Consider the following 22610-nt stretch of genomic DNA (forward strand, 5'->3'; position numbering starts at 1 on the left):
GCATTTTTTATGGATTATTAATAAAAGAATTGAGTCAATAAACGCGAACAGATTCTCTTGGATGCATTTTATTTTTTTATTTCAGTACTGTAGATGACTTCTCCTTTTTCATTAACAGCTTGTACATACAATGTATTGGCTAAAACTGAAAACACCATGAAGCCATATTCTGACGAAGCCAGTTTGCTAAAAGGTAAAGTGTCAATTGCGGTAGCTTCAGAAGCTGATCCAGAAACAAAATAATGTGTTTTTCCTTCTGGCAGTAAATGCTGTAAATCATGATCATGTCCGGCGATGTAAGCATCTACTTCATATTTATCAAAAAGTGATTTTAATGATTTTCGTACTGCTTTGGTATCATAACTTTCTCTTCTTTTTAAAGTTGCCGTAAACAGAGGGTGGTGCCCCACGACCAGTTTCCACTTCACGCTTTTAGGCGCATCTGACAAGGTTTTAACAAGCCATTTTTTTTGTGCCGTGGTATCCTGTGAGATGACATTTTTGCTATACACATCATTTTTATAAAATTCAGGAATTAGCGGATTGGTATCTATAAAAGCGATTAATACCTGTTGGTTTGCATCTCCGTTTATATTAAATGTCTTGCTGTAATATCGGGCAGGCATATTCCAGCGGCGGCTTATTTTTGAATAGGCAAGCTGTGCATCCGGATTACCGGCATAATCATGGTTCCCTAAAATTGGATACCAGTTCCAGTGGAGTGAAAAATCAGTATAAATATCCTCAAAAGAAGATTTCCACTGCGGGTCATATTCACTTGCTACGCCTACCGGATAGAAGTTATCACCGGTAGAAATTATAAAATCCCGATTAATAGCCGTTGCGGTAAGTCCCATTTGCCTGGCTACAGGAATTTGGTGATCTTCTCCAAATCTGCCCCAATCTCCCATTACGATAAAATTTAGCGCGTTGGGGTGTTTTTTGACAGCAGTATCTTTAGTTTGACCAAGAGCGAAATGGATCGGGATTGTGAAAATAAATACCTTTAATATCATTTTTTGCAGCACTTGTGTTTTCATTTTTTTGCAATTAAAAATAGGAAGGCTGATTAGTGTCTTATTAAAAGAAAACTAATAGCCTTCAAATTAAATATATAATTTACCTGAATTTAATATCCTTGATTTTGTACCAGATATCCGGGAGTATTAGATGCGCCATCGATTGCTTTTTGAGGAATCGGAAAAAGCCTGTGGTCTACATCCGTATCTGATTTTGCTGTCCAGGCATCTTCATAATGTCCAAAACGAATTTGATTGGTTCTTCTTAAACCTTCCCAGTAAAATTCAAACCCATATTCTCTGTATAAAATATCTAGATTTATAGTAGGAAGCGCAGCAGGAATTGGAGTACGGGCGGTTCTCGAAGTTCTTACTGTATTCATATCGGCTAAGGCACCTGTATTATCCCCTTTTCTTAGTTTAGCTTCAGCACGCATCATAAAAATTTCAGCATATCTAAGCAATACCATATCTACACTACTGTAATAATTTCCGTCTGGAGAAGTATGACTGAACTGGTATTTAGACACTCTATATCCAGATTTATGGAAACTGCCTTCGTTGGTAAAATCTACTTTTAGAGTAAGATTTACATAGTCTACATTTTTATCCACTCCATTTCCTTTTATCTGCTTAACAGGATAGATTCTGTAACCACCATCACATTTAAAGAAAGCTCCATTAGCATCTTTTCTGGCGGCCCATGGAATACCTCTCATAATTCCTCTGTCAATTTCAAATTCCTCTGCTTTTACGCAATAGTAATGATCCTGATCATTTAGCGGTGACAATCCTGTCAAATCTTTCAAATGTGCAGGAACCTTAGCATTATCTTTGTAAAATCTGGAATCAGCATCCGCAGGATCTACACTACCATAAGCATCTACCCACGTCTGATAAAAATCGGATGTAATGGCTGGGCCATCAGTGCCATCTGCATTGATTGATTCCGGTCTTGGAAACATGGATCCCGGAATTGACCAATAGGCCCAACGGTTATGTTCATCTTTTAAAACACCTCGTTGATCCAATGCAAAAATTAATTCTTTATTGGAGTTATTGTTATCATCAAATAAATCAAAATATTCAGGAGATAAGCTGAATTTGCCTGAGTTTATAATGTTGTCAGCATACTTAATGACCTTATCCATATCAGCAGTAGCAAATTGAGGTGTGCCATAAGGATCACGATAAACGGCAGCATTTAGATACAATCTTGAAAGAAGTCCCCAGACTGCAGCCTGCGTCATTCTACCCGGTCCTTTGTTTGTATTAATTACATCAGCTACAGACAATAACTCACTTTCGATGTAAGAAACAGCCTCTTGTCCGCGAATTATTTCCGAGTCTATCTTCGATGATTCTTTTTTAAACACAATTCCCCAGCTGTCTAATGTCATCATATGCAAATAAGCTCTAAGGGCTTTCATTTCGTAAAGTGCTCCCTGCGCTTCAGTATTTCCGCCTTCAGCCAGAGGGGTTAACACTCCAATAGCAGTTAATGTTCTGGAAAGATTTATAGTCACTTCATTCCAGGTAGTTGTAACCAAATCATTTGTAGGTGTAATGGTATGTGCATGAACTGCTAAATATTTACCTCCGTCATACCAGTCAGTTCCTCCTCTGTAAGGCAAAATACCTTCATCGCTGGCAATTAACTGCAGACCAAAATTGTTAGTATGAATCCATGTTGCTTTTAACTGACCATATGCTGGAGCAATTGCTCCGTTAATCGCATCTGCCTGTCCTATTCCAGTTAAGGATTCATCTAATATTTTTTCTTCCAGGTCGGTACAACTCCAATTAAATAGCAAACTGAATGCGAGAGCTCCTAGTATTATTTTATTTTTCATGTTATATTGTTTTTTATTAAAATGCAACGTTTAAACCAAATAAAACGGTTCTGCTTTTTGGATAACTGAAATAATCAATTCCAAAAGCCTGAACTTCGCCAACTGAAGTTCCTGTATTTATTTCAGGATCATAACCACTGTATTTAGTGATCACAAATAAGTTTTGTCCTGTAATCGTTAGACGTAAATTATCCATTATATTATCAAGTCCAATCATTTTTGGGCTTAGATTATATCCAAGGGTTGCATTATTTAATCTTAAGAAACTGCCGTCTTCTAAATACCTGGTAGAAACGGTGTTTGAATTTGTAGCTGCTTCGTTTAAATATTCTGAAGCTCTGTCAGTGGTGTTAAATGAATTTGCCAGACTTCCTCTGTTGAATGAAGACATTGCAACGTGGTTGTAGATTTTATTTCCTCCGGCACCATTAAAATTAGCCCCCAGGTCAAAATTCTTATATTTCAAATTCAGATAAAAGGCATATATATAATCCGGTAATGCACTGCCTGCAATGATACGGTCATTGTCAAGAATCTGACCATCTTGATTTGTATCTGCAAATTGGTTTAAACCATCAGCACCAATTCCTATGAAGTCAAGCATATAAAAAGAACCCATAGGCTGCCCGTTAATAATTCCATTAATTGTTGCTCCGGATTGTCCGCCACCCTGCGCTGCACCGGTTGTCAATATTGTATATGGTGATTTTACTACTTCATTATTTGTAAAAGATATATTTCCGCCAATGCTATAAGAGAAATCACGGCTTTTGTCGCTGCTATAATCTAAAGCTACCTCAATACCGTTATTTTTTATCTCCATTTCAGGAATATTTGTATAATACAACGGCACAGGCTGAATAGGGTCTGTAGGTGCTATTTGCAGTAACATTTTACTTGAAACTTTGTTAAAATAATCAACAGTACCTGATATTCTATTATTAAATAAACTAAAATCTAAACCTATATTTGTCTGTGTTGAAACCTCCCATTGAATATCCGGACTAGCCAAACGTGAATAGATTGTACCATACGGATACCCGCCTAAATCTATAGCTGACGGATCTAATGGATAAGTATCATATCCGCCGTTACTTTCTTTATAACTTGCTTTGGTAATTTTAGCAGGAATCTCTTGGGACCCAGTCTGTCCCCAGCTTGCTCTTAGCTTAAGATTGTTAAAAACTTCAGATTCTTTTAAAAAATCTTCTTTGGTAATATTCCATCCCAATGCAACAGATGGAAAGTAGCCGTATCTGTTATTTTCACCAAATTTGGAAGAACCATCAGCACGTATAGTTGCTGTAAGTAAATATTTATTATCGTATCCATAATTTAATCTTCCAAAGAAAGACTGAAGTTCATTTTCTACTGCAGACGAAAACTGAGTTGTGCGCTCGCTTGCTGTTCCTATTTGATTTTTAGGTTCAATTCCATTATCCGGGAATCCAGACAAATTATAATTCTTTTGATAAACTTGAATTTTCTGGTAAGACTGACCGGCTAAAACGGTAAAATTATGAGCCCCTTTATTAAAATTATACGTAAGTGTATTTTCATATAAAACATTATTATTGGTAGTAATAATATTGTTTAAAGACCCTAAAGTTGTGTTAGTAGCCGTTCTGTATGGCAAAACTTGTATGTCTCTTTCAGTCATTGAGTAATCAACGCCAAGATTAAATTTATAGGTTAATCCTTTTATAAACTCATAAGATGGGGCAATATTCGCTAAAATACGACTGTTGTTCGTTTCATCAGAATAAATTCTTTCATTAATTAAAGGATTTACAGCATCATTACTTAAATTAGCATTAGGTTCTCCATTAATATAAACCGCATCAGTAGGGTTCATTGTCAGCATATTGCCTACTATAGTTCTCGAATCGGGTCTTGCATTGTCAAGTTTTGTTCCAGTCAGGTTAAAAGCAATATTAAACTTATCGTCAAATGCTTTTTGGTTTAAATTCAAACGTCCTGAGTAGCGTTTTAAATCACTATTTCTTAATACACCTTCCTGATTATCTACCCCTAAAGATGCTGCATACGTTGATTTATCTGTTCCTCCACTCATTGATAAATTAACATTTTGAGAAACACCGGTTCTTGTTAATTGATCCTGCCAGTCCGTATTTGCTCCGCCATCTTGCAAAGTCCCATTTACAGCAACAACTTGTTTTCTAAATTCATCTGCACTAAAAACATCGACTTTATTAGCTAATGTTGAAAATCCGGTAGTCATTGAAAGGTTTATTTGCGTTCTGCCTTTTGATCCTTTTTTAGTGGTAATTACAATTACTCCATTAGCAGCTCTTGAACCGTAAATTGCAGAAGCAGATGCATCCTTAAGTACATCAATACTTTCAATATCCTGTGGATTGATAAAATTCAACGGGTTTGAAGCAACACCAGTGCCAGAATTGTCTAAAGCAAATCCATCCACTACATAAAGAGGTGTTGTCCCAGAACGCAAACTTCCGGCTCCACGAATAATGATATCTTGTGCGGCACCCGGTTCACCACTTGCGGCAGTTACGTTAACTCCGGCAACTTTACCCTGAATAAGCTGTCCGGCATTTGCTACCACTCCTTTATTAAAATCTTCACTTTTTACAGAAGAGATTGCACCGGTTACATCTGATCTTTTTTGAGAACCATAACCTACGACTACTACCTCATTTAAAGTACTAATCTCTTCAGTTAAAGAAACAGTCAATTTTTGACTCCCTGAAAACGGAGCTTCTTTTGTTTGAAATCCTACATACGAAAAAACTAAAACACCTTCATTTGTTGATGCCTTAATTTTAAAATTCCCATCAAAATCTGTTGTAACAGCTCCTTTTGGCTCTCCTTTAATATAGACAGAGACTCCTGGTACGGGTATTTTTTCTACATCAGAAAACACTACTCCTGATACTGTTACCTGCGCATAAGATGACATACATCCTAAGGCAAGAATTAAAATCACATAAAATTTTTTCATTTAAATACTCTTTTTTGTTTTGCCAAAAGTATTTTATGCGACTTGCTAAATGGGGTAATTTTGATTCATAAAAGAGGATTTTAGATTCAAATTGGGATAAAATTAACGGCAAAAAAGGGTTGTTTTGTTCGCTAACATTGAAGTAACTTTGTGTAAACACAGAGCTAACAGAACTTCTAAGACAATACTTTGTACTCTTTAGGACTTTTTCCGAAATATTTTTTGAAAGAACGTCCAAAATACTTCGGATCGTTATAGCCACACTCAAAACTGATCTCAGAAATATTTAATTTTTTGGTTTTTAATAGTATTTCTGCTTTTTGTAATCTAAAAGAGGTAATCACATCAGAAGGGGATTGATTCAATGCTTCTTTAAATATGCGATAACATTTTACTCTCGAAATCCCTAAATTTTCTACAAGTGTTTCTACATTAAAAGAAGGATCCTGCAACTCTGTTTTTATTAGTTCTAATGCTTTTTTTACCAGCTTATCATTGTTAGTTGTCAGGGGATCATCTTCGGTTAAAATTTCAAATATTTTTTGCTGCATTTTATTTTCCTGCTGTGCCTCTTTGTTTTTATCAATTAAAGAAGTGATCTTTTTGATGATAAATGAGGCGCTGGCAGGTAACTGAATGAGCGTATCGATGCCTAGCTCTAATAATTGTTCATGCAGTTCATAGTTTATATCTTCTGATATATAAATCATGGGCATTTTAAGACCTGACATTTTTTTATTGGACTCTAAAAAATGAACCAGCTCTTTTGAGAATGTGGCCTGGTAAAATACCAAAGCAGAAAAGTGTATTTGTTTTACAGCAGAGTTTAAATTAGCTACTGAATCTTCAAAAAGCAAATGATAATTACGACTCTCCAAAACCTGATTTGCTGCCGTATAATCAGATTGGTCACTGAAAACTAAAAACAATTCTTTATCTGCAGAGGGCTCTGGTTCGTTGAAATGTTTCCAGGAAATTGTTTCTTTAATTTTAAAATTTTCGGTGGCAAATTCTAATGGAATTTGTAAAGTACTTTTAAATTGCTCTTCTGAATTATCGAAAAACTCACCGTTCAAATCTTCCAATAATAGATGTAAAGCTTTAAAATAAGGACTATAATGCAAAATATTGTACCAATTATTTTTTAAGATTATACTATCAGAAACTACGGTAACTTTTAAAAAGTTATTTTCATACCCAATTTCAATATTTAAAGTACAGCCTGTTTCAGAATATTTACTGATATCATTAAAAAAATACTGCAATAATAGCTTTAATCGTAATACATCTATGGCAACAAAATAAGCCCTATTATCTATTTCACAATTTAAGTTAACCTGATTACGCTGCAGCTCTTTTTTTAGTTTCTCAATACTGTTCTTTAAAACTGGGAACAAATTAATTGCTGATTTCTTTATGGGACCAATGTCCTTAACATAACTCAAATAATTCCATCCCGAAATCAGGTCAGCCAGTTTACCTGATTGTAAAAGTAAATCACGTTGTGCTTCGCTGTCTTTTTTTTGCGTACCTGAGATCTTAATTATCTTCGCTATTGGATCCTGAAATTCTGCCAGCATAAAGGTTTTAAATTTCTCTATTTCAAAATTTTCGTTTTTAAGATTGCTGTGCAGCCTTAAGAGCTTTTCTTTCTGCTCAGATATTTTTTTGTTCTTTTCATCCAGTTTTTTATTAATTGCCTGTAAATCTTTTTTCTGGTTTTCAATAACTGCGGTACGCGCCCTTATTTTTGCCACCAGGTACTTTTGTTGTGCCGCAGCAGTTTTATCTTTAAAATAAATGAGCAGGAGACAACTAATTAGTATACAACCCGATAATAAAATATAAAACAGAATGGTTTCATAAAATGCTTTACTGATATGAAGGGTAAAAAATACTGGTTGAACAACACCTTTTTCTCCTTGCTTTATCAAAAAATGGTAATCTCCGGAAGATAAACTGGTATATTCTATTTTTTGAGAACCTTGTAATAAAGTCCAGTTTTTATCCCTTCCGTCTAATTTATAATAAATGGCAGCTTTATTTTCTTTAGGAAAAACAATTGGTGTTATTTCAATTTCTAATTCATTATTACTAAAGCTCTTTTCGATTTCAGATAAATAATTTTCATTTCCATCTACTCTCAATTTGATTTTTGCATTGAAATCAGCCGAATGAATTGTATGAGGATTGAAATAATTAAGTCCGTTTACACCACCAAAAAATAAATTGCCTTTTGAATCCTGATAATAGGCTCCTTCTGAAAATTCCGCTGCCTGCCATCCATGATTTGGGTTATAAGATGTGATTTTAAAATTATTTTTAGCAATAGACGCAATTCCCTTAGTGGTGCTAATCCAAACCTTATCTCCGTTATCGATCAGGCCATGCACCATGTGACTTGCAAGACCATCCGCCTCAGTAATATTCTTAATCAGACCCTTTTCTTTATTAAAAATACTGACACCGCCTAAGGAAGCAATCCAATAATTATCAGTAGTCTGGTCTATCAGGACAGAATAAATACTGTTGCCTAAAATATCTTGCCGGGTTGAAATTTGGTCTATCTTCCCTGTATCTAAATTCAGGACGATGACACCATTATTTTCGGTGGCTAAAATTAAATTCTGTTTGTTTTTTTTGACACACCTGATATGGTATTTATCCAGCGCTTTTTGCCCTTTAAAGCTCTCAAATTTTCCGGTTCCCAAATTAAATTTAGCCACACCTCCCCAGCACCCTATCCAAAGCTGTTTTTTTTCATCCTCATAAATAGAATACGACCTGTTATTGGGCAGTTCTTCGATGTTTTTAGCTTCATAACAAGTGTATTTAGTACCGGAAATACGTATAATTCCTTTATAAGTTCCTGCCCAGACTGTACCGTCACTCGCTGTAAATAAACTTCTAACTCTTTCCCAATCCGGATTTGAAACCGCTTCTGTAATTACATATTTTTCGTAAGAAAGCCTTTTTTCATTGTAATAATAAAGTCCATTTGCATAATAACCCAACCAGGTTTTTCCATTTATATCTTTAGTAATGGCTCTTATAGTTTCCGTTGGTAAATCAGGCTGTTTTACAGGATGGGGTACTATTGTGTTAATTCTTTCTGAGCCTGCATAAGCCATACTCAAACCGCCATCTTTTTGCCCTAACCAAATGTTCCCAAAAGCATCTTCGTGCAGCGTTTCTATCTCGTTACTGTTAAATGAGTAGGGCAAATATAAATCAGCAGTAAAATGTTTAATATTTTTATTAGCATCATTAGCAATGATATACAGTCCGTTTTGTCGGGTAGCATACCAAATATTTCCTGATTTATCTTTTAAAACGTCATTGATAATAAGTGTAGGATATTTTTTTAACAAAATACTTTTTAGACTGTGAGCATCTATATTTTTTATGGAATTATAAGGTATCGCAGTAAAAGCTCCTTTTTTAAATTCATAGTAAGCAGTATTAGTTTGTACTATACTATTTCCTTTTTGAGAAAGCTGTATGTTTTTTGGAATGCCTTTGAACTTATATTTTACAAATTCACCATTTCCAATATATCTGTTTACATCACCTTCTTTAGTAATAAGCCAGATAAAGCCAGCCTTATCCTTCGTTAGTTTGGTGATATAGTTACTGGAAATTGTTTTAGGATTATTAAAATTATGTTTGAAAATTTTAAAATTGCAGCCATCATAATAATTCAATCCATCCCAAGTCGCAATCCAGAGCCCCCCGTCTTTGTCATTTTCAATATCAATAACAGAATTATTCGATAATCCCTGATTTGTGGTGAAATTCTCGAACTTTATTTGTTGTCCAAACGACTGTGCTGTAATAAACCATACTACAAATAACCCTCTAAACATTTGCTTGTTTTTTAACTCACAAGGATACAATCACAAGTTTACTTAAACATAAATTGTGTGTTAAGTTTAAAAAGGATTTAGGTATAGTTTTAAAATAATAAACCCGTTGGATGGATATCAGGTCTGTTTCAGATCAGAATCAATTGACTTGTTTTACCTCATTTACACTTTTTTTGTTTTAAATAATCAGAAGGAGATATTTTGTATAATTCTTTAAAGCATGTACTGAAATATCCGGCACCATTAAATCCAACTTTATAGGCAATATCTGCAATATCTGTTTCACCTGCATCCAGAAATTGTCTGGCTCTTTTTATCCGCATATTGCTGACAAATTCTACAGGTGTCATGTTGGTAAGGCTTTTGAATTTCCTGTTAAAGGTAACCCTTGACATATTCAGTGTCTTTGCAATAACATCGATGTTGAATTTTGGATTGGTTAAGCCATTTTCTACAATAGCTATAATGTCCTTTAAGAACTGTTCATCTTTAGTAGTAATGACTATTTCGCATGGTTCTAGTGCAATTGTTTTTACATTAGTTTGTAAGTGCTCAAATATTTTCTTTCTATGCTGAATTAAATTTTCAATACAAGCCATTAGAAAATCGGTATCGAAAGGTTTTGTAATATAATAATCGGCCCCATAATTTAAACCTTCAATTTGACTTTCTACAGACGATTTTGCAGTTAATAAAATTACCGGAATATGGCTGGTTGCTGTTGCATTTTTTAGTGCATCAAGTAATTCAATACCATCCATTTGTGGCATCATAATGTCGCTTATAATTAAATCCGGAAGTTTATTTGTGGCTGTTACTAAACCTTCCTTTCCGTTTTCGGCTTCTAATATGCGGTAAAATTGCTGCAGCTGACTTTTTAGGAATGCCCTTAATTCATGATTATCTTCTACGATAAGAACCTCAGGAAAGTGAGTATTGTAATTATTTTGAGCAACTTGATTCTCGTTATTTTCATTGTTAGGAATATCATGTTTTTTTAAATTTTCTCCTGCCAGGTTCAACTTATAGCTGCTGTTTAGAAAAATTTCGTTATTTAAATCTATTTCGATGGAAACGGTAAGACCGCCGTTGTCGTTATTTACGGCATAGATAGTGCCCTGGTGTAATTGCACATATTCTTTGCAAAGTGCCAGGCCAATTCCGGTTCCTGCAATTTTATTTTTGCCGGTGTCTGTTTCATAATAAAGCCTGAATATATCTTCAAGTTTGTTTTCATCTACTCCGGGACCCTGATCGGTAACATTAATTTTTAAAAAATTATCATTTTCTACTTTTAGTTCAATTGTGATAACACTATCATTAGGAGAGAATTTGATGGCGTTGGACAACAAATTATAGATTGTAATATCCATTTTTTCTTTGTCCAGGTTTACAGTAAGGGTTTCAGAATTGGATTGTGTTTTAATTTTTATATTTTTTTCATGCGCGGCCTGAGAAAACAAAGTATTTATCTCATTTACAAAAGAGACCAGTTCTAGAGGTTCAATATGGAGTTCTTCCTTTCCGCTTTGGACTTTTCTAAAATCAAGTAACTGATTCACAAATCGGACTAGCCGGTTAGCGTTTTTTCTCACGGTCTCTATATATTCACTACCTAACGGACTTAATTTTTCGTTTTTGGCAATTTCATTTATTGGGTTCACAATCAAGGTTAGGGGAGTCCTTAATTCGTGCGAAATATTGGTGAAAAAATTCAGCTTTAGCTCTGTCATTTTTTGTTCTATCACCACTTTGTTTCGTAGCCGAATCATGGAATAAGCTATTCTTCTTGAGATTTCGAGTACAACAAGAAAGATAATTGCATATAAAAAATAGGCCAGATTGGTTTTCCAGAACGGAGGGGTAATAGTAAACGATAATTTTTTTTGAGGGATATTGCTATATAATTCCGTGTTGAGACATTTCACTTCAAACTGGTAATCTCCGGGTGGTAAGTTTGTAAAGGTTGCTTTTTTCTGGTTTTTTACGGGATGCCATGTGTCATCAAGGCCTTTTAATCGGTAAGCATACAATTGTTTGTTATTTGATCTGTAATCTAAAACCGTGTAGTAAATACTAATCGTGTTATCCGTATACTTTAACTGAATATCGTTATTGTAATTTATAGCCACCTCCAAAGGAAATTCTACAGATTTTACATTTGAACTTTTATTGTTAATTTCAAAATTAGTAAAAACCATTCTTGCAGCATTTTTTTGGTTCTCTATTTTCTTTGGGCTGAAGGTTAAGTAACCATTTCTGCAGCCAAAAATTAAATTGCCATTTAATAATTTCAAACTTGCTGATTCAGAAAAGACAGTTTTAAGCAAACCATCATAGGAATCATAATTTCTAAAGGTATGATTAAGCAAATTAAATTTTGAAATACCATTTTCAGTCGCTAACCATAAATTTTTTTCATCATCCTCTGCCATGCTCAGGATAAAATCACTAGGCAAACCATTGTCTTTTGTAAAGTTTTTAAATTTTAAATGATTCCCTTTTGTTTCAATAGCCAGATTGAGCCCGCCTCCGGCCGTCGAAAGCCACATTTTATCATCTGAATCCTTATAAAGGAATAACACATCATTACTGCCCAGGCTGAATTTGTCACTGGAAATCATTTCATATCTTGAAAATTTTAATTTATCCGGATTGTAATTGTCGGGATTAAAAGTTACTAATCCATTAGTTGTTGCAACCCAGATTTGACCTTTATAGCCTTCCGCTAAATATCTTACTTTGCCGGACTCTGTAATCGGGTAATTTTTAAATTGATGGATAAAATTAAATTCGCCATTATTTTCTTCCAGCAAATTTATTCCATTATCATAGGTGCCTATCCAAATATGTCCTTTTCTGTCTTCTAAAACAGAATAGATTATGTTACTGCTTATGCTTTTAGGGTCGTTTTTGTCTGTTTTAAATTGCTTTAATATGTATTGTGAATTTTGGACATTGACTGGAGTTGCCTTGTACAGGCCATTTCCTTTTGTACCTAACCAGATATTCCCTTTTGCATCTCCAGTGATGGAGTATACAATACCAATTTCATCCATTTTATAATTTACAAACAGGTTTTTTAATTCCTGATTATTCTGGTAAACTTTTAATTTCCCTGCTTTTGAAGCAAGCCATAATCTATTCGCTTTATCTGTAAAAACAGCCCTGATTTCATTTTCAGATTTATTTTTAGTGTCTTGGACTAAAAGCTGCTGTTGAAAAATATTTTTTTGAAAAATGATTTTATTAATACCTCTGTCGTTAGTGCTAATCCAGAGAATTCCCGAAGGATCAAAATACATACTGGAAATAATATTTGAAAATTTCTGATTTTCGTCTCCCGGTTTATTAAAAAAGAAATCGAATGTATTGGTTTTTGGGTTGTAATAGCTAAAACCACCACCTTTTAATTTTACCCAAACCCTATCAAAATTATCTTCAAAAAAACCAAAACTATGTTTTAGCTGTAAAAAAGTGGCATCATTTTGTTGGGAAAAAAATTGAATACTTTTTTCTTTTGGATTTACCATTAAAACCCCGTGTTTATCAGGTTCAATCCACAATAAACCCTGTCTGTCCTGATAAATTTTGTATACCGGGGAATCAGAAACTTTAAGTGTCGACTCTGTTTTTAAAGTTATTGTATTAAAAGATATCAGCTCTCCTGCAGAAGTGGTAATAAATAATAAATTTTCATTTTTAGATTTTATTATTGCGTTTAGGGCCTTTTTAGCGACAGTAGTTTTCCAATACTTTTTATGAATTTTATCGTAACAAATTAACTCCCCTTCACTAGTACCAGTCCAGACATTATCGTCTTGTATAAGAAGACATTTTAGATTGCTGTTTTTTACTATATTTTTGCTTTGATATCCCTGATATTTAGATTTATAAATATTATCTAATCCTTTATCAGAACCCACCCAAACAGAATTATCCTGCTCTTTAATTACAAAATTTAAGTTATTTGAAGCTATAGAGAAATTAGTCTTTAAATTTTGTTTGAAGTGACTGATTTTAATTTGGCCATCAGGCTTTTTTTCTGCTAGAAAAATGCCTTTATCAATAGTTGTCAGCCAAACATTACCGTTATCAGTAGGGATGATCTTATCAAATACAATTTTATTGGTTCCTAAAATGCTGGCAACAGAAAGAAATGATTCGGTACTCTTGTCGAATCTGTAAATCTGGTTATCATAGACTTTAATCCATATATATCCGGAGGCATCTTCCTTAATTAAGTCGATGCGGTTGTTACTCAGGTTGCTATTATTTCCGGCAGTTGCTTTATAAGTAATGAAATTTTTTCCGTCAAACCTATTAATGCCATCCCATGTGGCAAACCACATAAAACCTTCTTTGTCTTTTATTATACCTCTAATGGCGTCATGGGAAAGCCCATCTTCTGTAGAGTAATTTTCTATTTTACATTTTATCTGTGCTGTTAATCCATTTATGGAAGTAATAAATAAAAGCGCCATTAAAAATTTAGCCAACAGAAGTTTTTTCATTAGTAATTCTGGTTTTTAATTTTTTTAATAATTGTATTTTCTTCATTACAGAGACCTTTTTATGCTTTATGTGCAATAAAAATAAATCTAAAAACAGTATTTGTCAATCGTAATCCCCGGTAAATAACCATAGTGACCAAAAATTAGAAGCAAATGACCAAAAATTGAAAGTCATTATTGTTTTATTAAAATATTTTTGACACAAGATATAATTATTATCAAAAAATTGGCATTAAAAAAACTGTATTGATAATTTATTTTTCAATGAAATGAAATATTTACTTTTTTTCGCCTAATAATGATTAAATCTATATTATCAAAGTTTAGTCAGGATAAAAAATAAAAACCTCCATTTAACCCGGATATTAAAAAACAATAACTATGATATTAACAAAAAACCAATTACTAACTAACCAAAATTTTTATGAAAAAAATCGACTTTTTTGTCCTCTTAATTGTGGGACTATTATTTTTTAATCAATCTGCTGCCCAGAATTTTAATCCGGACATTGTTGTAGATATCAATGGAACTGGGGATTTTACCTCTATACAGGCAGCTTTTGATGCAGTACCGGCAGGGACGCCTACTATTATTTATGTAAAGCGGGGTTTATATGACCAGGAAAAATTAATTATTCCTGCCAATAAAACCAATATTACCCTGATTGGTGAGAGCAGGGAAGAAACTATTATTTCTTATGATATTTATAACTGTAATGATGGCGGTGATGGTTTATGTCCGGATAATAAGGTGGCACTTTGGGCCAGTAATACTAATTTAGTAAGAACTGCTGCAACCCTTACGATCATGGCAAATGATTTTAGGGCAGAAAATATAACTATTCGAAATACTGCCGGACCAGTGGGTCAGGCACAGGCCATTACACTTCAGGCAGACCGAAATGTATTTATCAATTGTGACATACTTGCCTATCAGGATACCATTTATTTTTGGATGGCGGAAACCTCACGTGCTTATTTTAAATCCTGTATGATTTTAGGCCGTACTGACTATATCTATGGTCGTGGAGTAGGTGTGTTTAATGAATGCGAAATTAGGAGTTACGGAGGGGCATGGATAACAGCACCTTCAACCGAAGCGACACAAACTTATGGCTTTGTATTCTATAAGTGTAATTTAACGTATCAGCCCAACAGCCCTAGAAATGGTGATGATGGTGCGCTAATAAAATTTGGTCGTCCATGGCATCAATATCCAAAGGTAGCATGGCTTTATTGTACAATGCCTGCAGAAATCGATCCTTTAGGCTGGGGTGATAAATGGAATATGGGCTATTCTGATACTGATACAAGACTTCATTTATACGAATGGATGAATACGGGACAAGGTGCAGATATGAGTGGAAGGGCAAATTGGGCAGGCCTTAGGGCAATGGTGGATCAAAATGAAGCTAATTTATATGAGCCACAAGTAGTATTGGCTGGATCCGACAATTGGGATCCTACAGCTATAGCACCAACTGTAACAGTGTATAATTGGGATGGAGGTGCCGCCAATACGGGATGGCTGGAAGCTAATAACTGGAATCCTGATGGTTTGCCGGCAGCTTCAGAAGCCGCAAATGTTGATGGCAGTTTGACAATAGATGCAAATGGCGGAAATTTTGCCGCAGATTTAAATTTAGTAAATGGTGCAACCATTGATGTTTCTGCAAATAGTTCAGCCACTTTGCTTACACTTAATCAATCAACTGTTTCTTCTTCAGCTAGTGCGTCATTATCAGGAAATATTAAAACTAAAGGAGCATTAAATATCAATGTTTCCGGAAATCTGAATATCACTGCAACCCTTAGTGGAGTACACCAAATAACTAAAACTGGCGCAGGTATATGTCAGTTTAACAACAATAATTCAGGTTATACCGGTAATTTAGTTATTGAGGCAGGTGATTTACAAGCTAAAGTTGGAAACTCATTAGGTAAATCACCAAAAGTAACTGTAAAAACTAATGGAAAGTTAACCGTAGATGTTAGTAATGCTGTTGATGTTAAGACGGCACTTTATACTGAAGGAACCGCATCAATAGCACTTAATCAGGACATAACAATTAATGAATGGTATATTGACGGTGTTTTACAGCCTATTGGTGTATATGATGCAACTACTAATGCAACTACAATTAGCGGTTCAGGCAAAATAATTATCGGAAGGCCAGGCGAATTTGCTTTTCTGGGCGGACTTTGGGATGATGTAACAAAATATTCTCCGGCTTTGTTGCCACAGGCAGGAGAAAAAGTGAATGTTAACAGCGGCATAACAATTGAATCAGCACTTTCGCAATTTGAAGGTGATATGTATGTGAAAACTGGTGGAACTATTCGTTTAAGACAAACAAAAGACTCAAAATGTTTAGGTCCTGTCAGAATGTCCCAGGGAACTATTATTACGTATGCAACAAGTGGTACAGGCTTCTATTTAAATGCCCCAATTATTTTAGAGGGTGATGTTTCTCTTACCATGAGCAGTAATAATGTTGCCGGTAGTGTTATGGATTTGCCGGGTACTTTTTCCGGTGCATACAAAGTAATAGTGCGAAACATCAGGGATTTCGCCAATACAGCAACTGCAAAACTGGGAGGGGATAATAGCAATTTTACAGGAACCTGGGATTTAACTATCGCTGCTGCTAATGCCGGAGGCTCATCAGCAATTAATGGAGCTGTAGAAAATGCTTTTGGAAAAGGGACAATTAGCCTGGCGTTTAACAATAAAGCTATTTTTAATCATGAAAAATGTGCCGGGAATGCTTTAAATATGAATATAGCCGGGTCAGCTTCAGCGGTATTAAATACTGCTGTTACGGTTAAACAATTTACTTTGAACGGAACCCAGCTGGAAAATGGAACATACAATGCCACTACTCATCCTGGTTTACTTACAGGTGCGGGTTCTATTACTGTAAATTCCGGTACTTTAGGGATAGATGAAAAAATATTTTTAGAAGATGGCATGTTGAGAATAAATGGCGTACCTGAAAACCTTGATGTTTACTCCATTACCGGACAGCGCGTGTATCAAACCAAGGCTGCTACAGAAATAAATTTGAATAGTCTGAAATCGGGCATCTATATTGTTCGATATAAAATTAATGGTAAACAAGGAGCTGTTAAGGTTTATAAAAAGTAAGATTACAAATTTTATTCTCTTAAATGAATACCACGAAGTATATGTTTTTCATATACCCCCTAATTACATAAAATAAAAAAAATGAAATCACTATTATCAAAATTATTTGTTGCTGCTTTAGTTTTTTGCAGCATCATGTCTGCAAAGGCACAAATTACCCTTCATACCATTGGCGATTCTACAATGGCTACTTATGACGAAAATACTTCGGATATACGAGGTTGGGGTATGATGTTTCAACAGTTTTTTTCAACAGGAGTCACGGTTAATAATCGTGCAAAAAATGGTGCAAGCAGTAAAAGTTTTTATATGGAAGCACCTTATTGGACAACCGTAAAGCAACAGATAAAAGCTGGTGACTATGTCATCATTCAGTTTGCTCATAACGATGAGAAAAACGGAGGTCTTGATGGTGGGACAGATCCCCAAAATCCAATCAACGGAACGGACTATAGAGGTACCAATCCACAAACAACTTATAAAGATTATCTTAGAAAATATATTGATGAGACACGTGCTTTGGGAGCTACACCAATTTTAGCCACCCCATTATGTCGAAAATATTTTAGCGGTGGTGCTATTACACGTAAAGGCATGCATGATTTAGGCCCTGATTTTGGTCTTCCGGCAACAGATCATACTTATGATTATGCTTATGCAATGAATGAAGTTGCAGTAGAAAAAGGAGTGCAGCTTATCGACTTAACAACCTTAACAAAAGATCTAATTGAATCTTATGGCGATGCTGCCAGTACAGCTCAACTTTACGTTTCAGCAGATTCTACACACCCTACGGCATTATTAGGGACATTAACAGCCAGATTATGTGCGCAGGAAATGGTAAAACAAAATATTTTAGCATCTTATATTAATACATCAACGGATGTTCTGATTAATCCAACGGCTTGTGATTTTGGAGATGCCTATACCGGTCAGACGCTTACAAAAGAAGTAACCATTACCGGTTTTGATCTTGTTCCGGCTGCCGGAGCATTTAGCCTGTCTGTGAGTGATGGTTTTTTGATTGCCGTAAATAAAACGGACACTTTTGGTTCTTCTATTAATATGAATTATACAGGTGGTAATCTTGCATTTACAAAATTTTATATCTCAACAACTCAGTCGGTTGGAGGAAATAAAAGCGGTACACTTACCGTAACTAACGGAACCGTAACAAAAACGGTTCCGCTGACAGCTAATTTTATTACATTGACAGGAGGGACTGAAGTTAATCTTATTTGGGGATTGACTACCAATGACAGTTATGTTTTGCAGGGACCCGCGACTGCTGTTGATCAAACTCATTCAGGGATGAACGTACAATCATATGCTGTACCAAACAGCACTACTATATGGCCTGCAGATAGTAATGCTTATACCACAAGAAAAACACAAAGAAACCTAATTGATGGCGGTGCCTGGCCTGCAGGAGAGATTGACGAAGTATCAACACGTTATATCCAGTTTGGAATTTCCGCAGCTCAGGGAACAGAATTAAATATTGATTTAATAAGCATGTATGTTGGCGGAGCAGGCGGAAGTGGTATGAGATGCCGTATTTCTTATTCTACCGATGATTTTGCCACTACATCAGTAGCAGGAGAGTTTACAAGTATGGCATCAAATACGATGTATGCTGTTTCAAAAATTCCTGTTCTTAAAATTCCTTATGGGACAACCTTAAAACTACGTGTATATCCTTGGTATAGCTCAGCATCTACAGGAAAAACAATATGCCTCGCAGATGTTAAAATTCACGGAATAGCCCTTCCTGCTTCCAGCTTATCGACAGATGATTTTTCAAAAAATCAATTAAAATGGGTAGTGAAAAATGGTTTTATTAAGATAGAAAATGCTCCCGAAAACAGTAAAATCACAATCTATGATTTAACCGGAAAACAAGTGCTTAAGTCATCAATTATTAATGATGATTCAAGTATAGAGTCACCAAAAATTAAAGGTATTTATATTGGTAAGCTTCAATCTGAAGAAGGCACAAAAACAATAAAATTTTTAGTACAGTAAATAGTTTTTGTACATAAATTTTGTAACCAGTATTTTTAAAGAAAACAAAAAAAATATCAACAATTTAAAGGGCAAAGAAGAATTTATCTTTTTTGCCCTTTTTATTAGTCTGATATAGTTTGCAACTATGTATTTGAGTGCATTTAGCTTCTAAAAAAATATTAGCCACAAAGTACCCGAATTTTCACAAATTAATTAGTGGCAAATAATAGTATTAATTTTTTAGGCAGAATTAAATAATACAATATCCACAACTCATATACCTACTTTAGATTTTGATTGTTTTTTCATTTCTATTCCTCAAAAACCTTTTCGGTGTCAACAGGATTGTCTTCCTGATACAGTTTCTGTCCAATAATTCCTTTATCCCCTAAGGCACGTCCTTTGATTAACCAGGCAGTCCCAAAAGCAAAAAGGGAAAGCGCTTCAAAAACCAAAGTCGAATAAGGAAACAGATTGAATCGTTCGGCTACTGGTACCATAATAATAAAAGTCAATATCAAATAACCGCAGCATCTGTAAATGTTGTTTTCGTTCAGGACACTTTTTGGTGCCCGGGTTTCGTTTTCCCGGCGAATCGTAAAAACGTTAATAGCTAATAATGCAAATATTAAAAATAACAAAGCAGCAAACCCATAATGAAACCAGCCAATCCATTTTTCTGAGTACGGAATCAGGGTATAAATTTTATGAGGTACAGCAGCAGAATTTGTTGGAATTAATGCTACACCCAGAGCCATAATTCCGGCAATATTGGTCAGGAGGTTGTCGTTTTTCCACACAGAAATACTGCCATGACCCTTATAGCAAATCAAAAATAAACCCACTGCGCATAAAGACCCTGTAAAAATTTCCCTAAGATTGGTATAGTAATAATGACTTATTGAAGGCTGGACCGGAGTCCGAAAAAAAGAAATAAAAGACAAAGCGATCAAAAGTAGGGGCAGACTGATTCCTAAATAGCCAATAGTGCGCCGGATTCTTCGATAGGTAAAAATATCATAACTCTCAATTTTAACTTCCTGGTTGTTTATTTTCATAATAGTATTGTTAAAGCTGACTCAATTTAGTATTGAACCCCTATTTCTTAGAAAACAAATTCTCCACTACCCATGCCGGACCAATCATTAAAAACTGAATATCTTTAAGAAAAGAGGGTTTTTTGCCTTCAATATTATGCCCGTAGAATTGTCCAATCCAGGCAATAATAAACACGCCGATTGAGAACATCCACAAAGGCAAAACTTGTCCGATATAATAATTTGCAACCAAACAAAGGGCAGAAAAAATCGCAATCTTGACAGCCATGGCAACCGATAACCGGATGTAGAAAATAAGCACAAAAAGCAATACCACAGCAGCCCAATTTTCGATTAAGGGAGCATTGAGCTGTAAAGTACGGGCAATAAAACCACTTGGAATACTCATTAATAAACCAACTATCGAGAAATAAATCGCCGGAACACATATATAATGGATGGCTTTGTTCTTTGGGTTTTGATGGCTAACTGCGTATTCTTCAAACCATTGGTCTAATGTTCTCATTGTTCAGGATTTAGAAATTGTATCAAAGCTATTAAATATTTCTCAGTTTGCAGCAAATTTCAAGACCAATTCCTATTCTAAAATTGTGAATATCTATTTTCAGAATAGGCAGTTTTTGTTTTCTTTAAAATCTATCTTTGGCATCCTTAAAAAAATTAGAGATGAGCACAATTTGGTACGAATGCAAGGTAAAATACAGAAAAACGGATGATATTGGATCACAAAAGGTAACGACAGAGCCTTATTTGGTTGATGCGATATCTTATACAGAAGCAGAAAGCAGAATTAATGAAGAGATGGCTGCTTACGTAAGCGAAGAATTTAAAATTACCAATATAAAAGTAGCGAATTATGCTGAAATTCATCCTTTCGAGAATGCAGATCGCTGGTTTAAATCGAAAGTTTCTTTAGTGGCTTTTGACGAGGAAAGCGGTAAAGAGCGCAAAACAAACATGTATTTGTTAGTTCAGGCCAATGATGTAAAAGAAGCTTATGATAATACTGTGAGCGTAATGAAAAACACTATGGGTGACTATACTATTCCGGCAATTTCAGAATCACCAATTATGGATGTTTTTCCGTATTTCAGCGGAGAAGAAGAAGATTTGGCACAATTGGAAAAATTCAATGCTCTTAAAGGATCTAAACCTGAATTGGTAGCTGTGGGAGAAACAGTAGAAGATTTTATTGAAGTAGAAGCCGAATAATGGCAAAAGGAATAAAAAGGAACAAAAAAGAGGACTTGTGGTTCTCTTTTTTGTTTTAATAATTAGTAAGCAATTTATTTATTTTATTTAGGAAGTAAGTAACAAACATAGTATAATGTCGTGTTTTAAAATTAAACAAAATGATGTAAGGTATTGATTTTTAATAGTTATTCACAGTGTTGCTTCTTTTGACTTTACGACTTTTAAACTTTCGACTTACTTATGTCTGAATTTATTTTTTAGGAAGAGGCTTTTTTTCAAATAATCCATTAAAAAGGCCTTTTTTAATTTTTTCCTTATCATCTTTCCCTGTTGCTACCAGATGATCAATATATTCCATATAGGTTTTGTTTCGCTCTTCTAGAAAACCAATTAAATATTCTTCAGATGCTTTGATCCCGCTTGCCTCTTCTATATGCAATAGCTTTTTATAAAGAGGTTCTATAAACTTTACTATAATATCTTCAGAAACTGATTTTCGGGTACCAAAAAATCCTGCAATTACCCCATCAGAATCGGCAATAATTTTAAAATCAGTTATGACCCAATAGTATCTGCCCGTTTTAGACATATTTTTTATAATAGCATGAATGTTTTTGCCCGCTTTAATGCTATCCCACAAAAATTTAAAAATTACTTTAGGCATATCCGGGTGACGTACAATATTATGAGGCTGACCAATTAACTCAAATTCATCATAACCCGAAACGTCAATAAAATCTTCGTTGGCATATAAAATCGTTCCCTTGGTATCAGTTTTACTTAACAGCACCTTAGTTTTGTTCCAATCAACTTCTCTGTCAGATGGAGTCGGGCGATTAGTTCTTGTGTCCATAAATATTTATTTAAGATTAATTAGATATAGTTTTTTTTTTGTAATTAGGATATACTAAATTATATTAACTCATGCCTGTTTTTGGCCTGATTTAATTTTTTAGTTAATTTTTTAC

11 protein-coding genes are annotated in these 22610 nt (G+C 34.6%); 3 read left to right on the forward strand and 8 right to left on the reverse strand.

Features of this window, described 5'->3' with window-relative positions:
* Positions 1-68: 68 nt before the first annotated feature.
* The 5 genes from J2W48_RS06550 to J2W48_RS06570 all read right to left on the reverse strand — a co-directional run bounded on the left by J2W48_RS06550 (position 69) and on the right by J2W48_RS06570 (position 14235).
* Positions 69-911 (reverse strand): metallophosphoesterase, encoded by an 843-nt coding sequence (locus J2W48_RS06550; RefSeq protein WP_310279601.1) that lies wholly within the window; start codon positions 909-911, stop codon positions 69-71.
* A gap of 218 nt (positions 912-1129) precedes the next feature.
* Positions 1130-2872: a RagB/SusD family nutrient uptake outer membrane protein gene (locus tag J2W48_RS06555; protein ID WP_310279603.1), complete on the reverse strand. Its 1743-nt coding sequence runs from the start codon at positions 2870-2872 to the stop codon at positions 1130-1132.
* 16 nt (positions 2873-2888) lie between these two features.
* Positions 2889-5855, reverse strand: a complete 2967-nt coding sequence (locus J2W48_RS06560; RefSeq protein WP_310279605.1) for a SusC/RagA family TonB-linked outer membrane protein — start codon at positions 5853-5855, stop codon at positions 2889-2891.
* Between the two features lie 176 nt (positions 5856-6031).
* The gene (locus J2W48_RS06565) at positions 6032-9721 is read right to left on the reverse strand and encodes a two-component regulator propeller domain-containing protein (RefSeq protein ID WP_310279607.1); all 3690 of its coding nucleotides are present in this window, start codon (positions 9719-9721) and stop codon (positions 6032-6034) included.
* Between the two features lie 158 nt (positions 9722-9879).
* Positions 9880-14235 (reverse strand): hybrid sensor histidine kinase/response regulator transcription factor, encoded by a 4356-nt coding sequence (locus J2W48_RS06570; RefSeq protein ID WP_310279609.1) that lies wholly within the window; start codon positions 14233-14235, stop codon positions 9880-9882.
* A 424-nt stretch (positions 14236-14659) separates the two neighbouring features.
* Here J2W48_RS06570 and J2W48_RS06575 point away from each other — a divergent pair, with 424 nt between their 5' ends.
* Positions 14660-17383 carry a pectinesterase family protein gene (locus tag J2W48_RS06575; RefSeq protein ID WP_310279611.1) on the forward strand — a complete coding sequence of 908 codons (2724 nt, stop codon included), beginning with the start codon at positions 14660-14662 and terminating at the stop codon, positions 17381-17383.
* Between the two features lie 81 nt (positions 17384-17464).
* A complete protein-coding gene (locus J2W48_RS06580) occupies positions 17465-19408 on the forward strand; it encodes a GDSL-type esterase/lipase family protein (RefSeq protein ID WP_310279613.1) in 1944 nt (647 codons plus the stop codon).
* A gap of 293 nt (positions 19409-19701) precedes the next feature.
* On the opposite strand, the gene J2W48_RS06585 is transcribed toward J2W48_RS06580, so the two are convergent.
* Both J2W48_RS06585 and J2W48_RS06590 read right to left on the reverse strand, forming a co-directional pair.
* On the reverse strand, positions 19702-20448 hold the full coding sequence (locus J2W48_RS06585) for a hypothetical protein (RefSeq protein ID WP_310279615.1): 747 nt from the start codon (positions 20446-20448) through the stop codon (positions 19702-19704).
* Positions 20449-20488: 40 nt separating this feature from the next.
* Positions 20489-20953, reverse strand: a complete 465-nt coding sequence (locus J2W48_RS06590; RefSeq protein ID WP_310279617.1) for an Mpo1 family 2-hydroxy fatty acid dioxygenase — start codon at positions 20951-20953, stop codon at positions 20489-20491.
* Between the two features lie 161 nt (positions 20954-21114).
* Between J2W48_RS06590 and J2W48_RS06595 the strand changes: the two genes are divergently transcribed.
* Entirely contained in the window at positions 21115-21660 is a 546-nt protein-coding gene (locus J2W48_RS06595) for a DUF4494 domain-containing protein (protein WP_310279619.1), read from the forward strand.
* Positions 21661-21892: 232 nt separating this feature from the next.
* On the opposite strand, the gene J2W48_RS06600 is transcribed toward J2W48_RS06595, so the two are convergent.
* Positions 21893-22495 carry a PAS domain-containing protein gene (locus J2W48_RS06600; RefSeq protein ID WP_310279621.1) on the reverse strand — a complete coding sequence of 201 codons (603 nt, stop codon included), beginning with the start codon at positions 22493-22495 and terminating at the stop codon, positions 21893-21895.
* Between the last annotated feature and the right edge of the window lie 115 nt (positions 22496-22610).

Origin of the sequence: Flavobacterium piscis, assembly GCF_031457575.1 — a bacterium.
Lineage (GTDB): Bacteria > Bacteroidota > Bacteroidia > Flavobacteriales > Flavobacteriaceae > Flavobacterium > Flavobacterium piscis_A.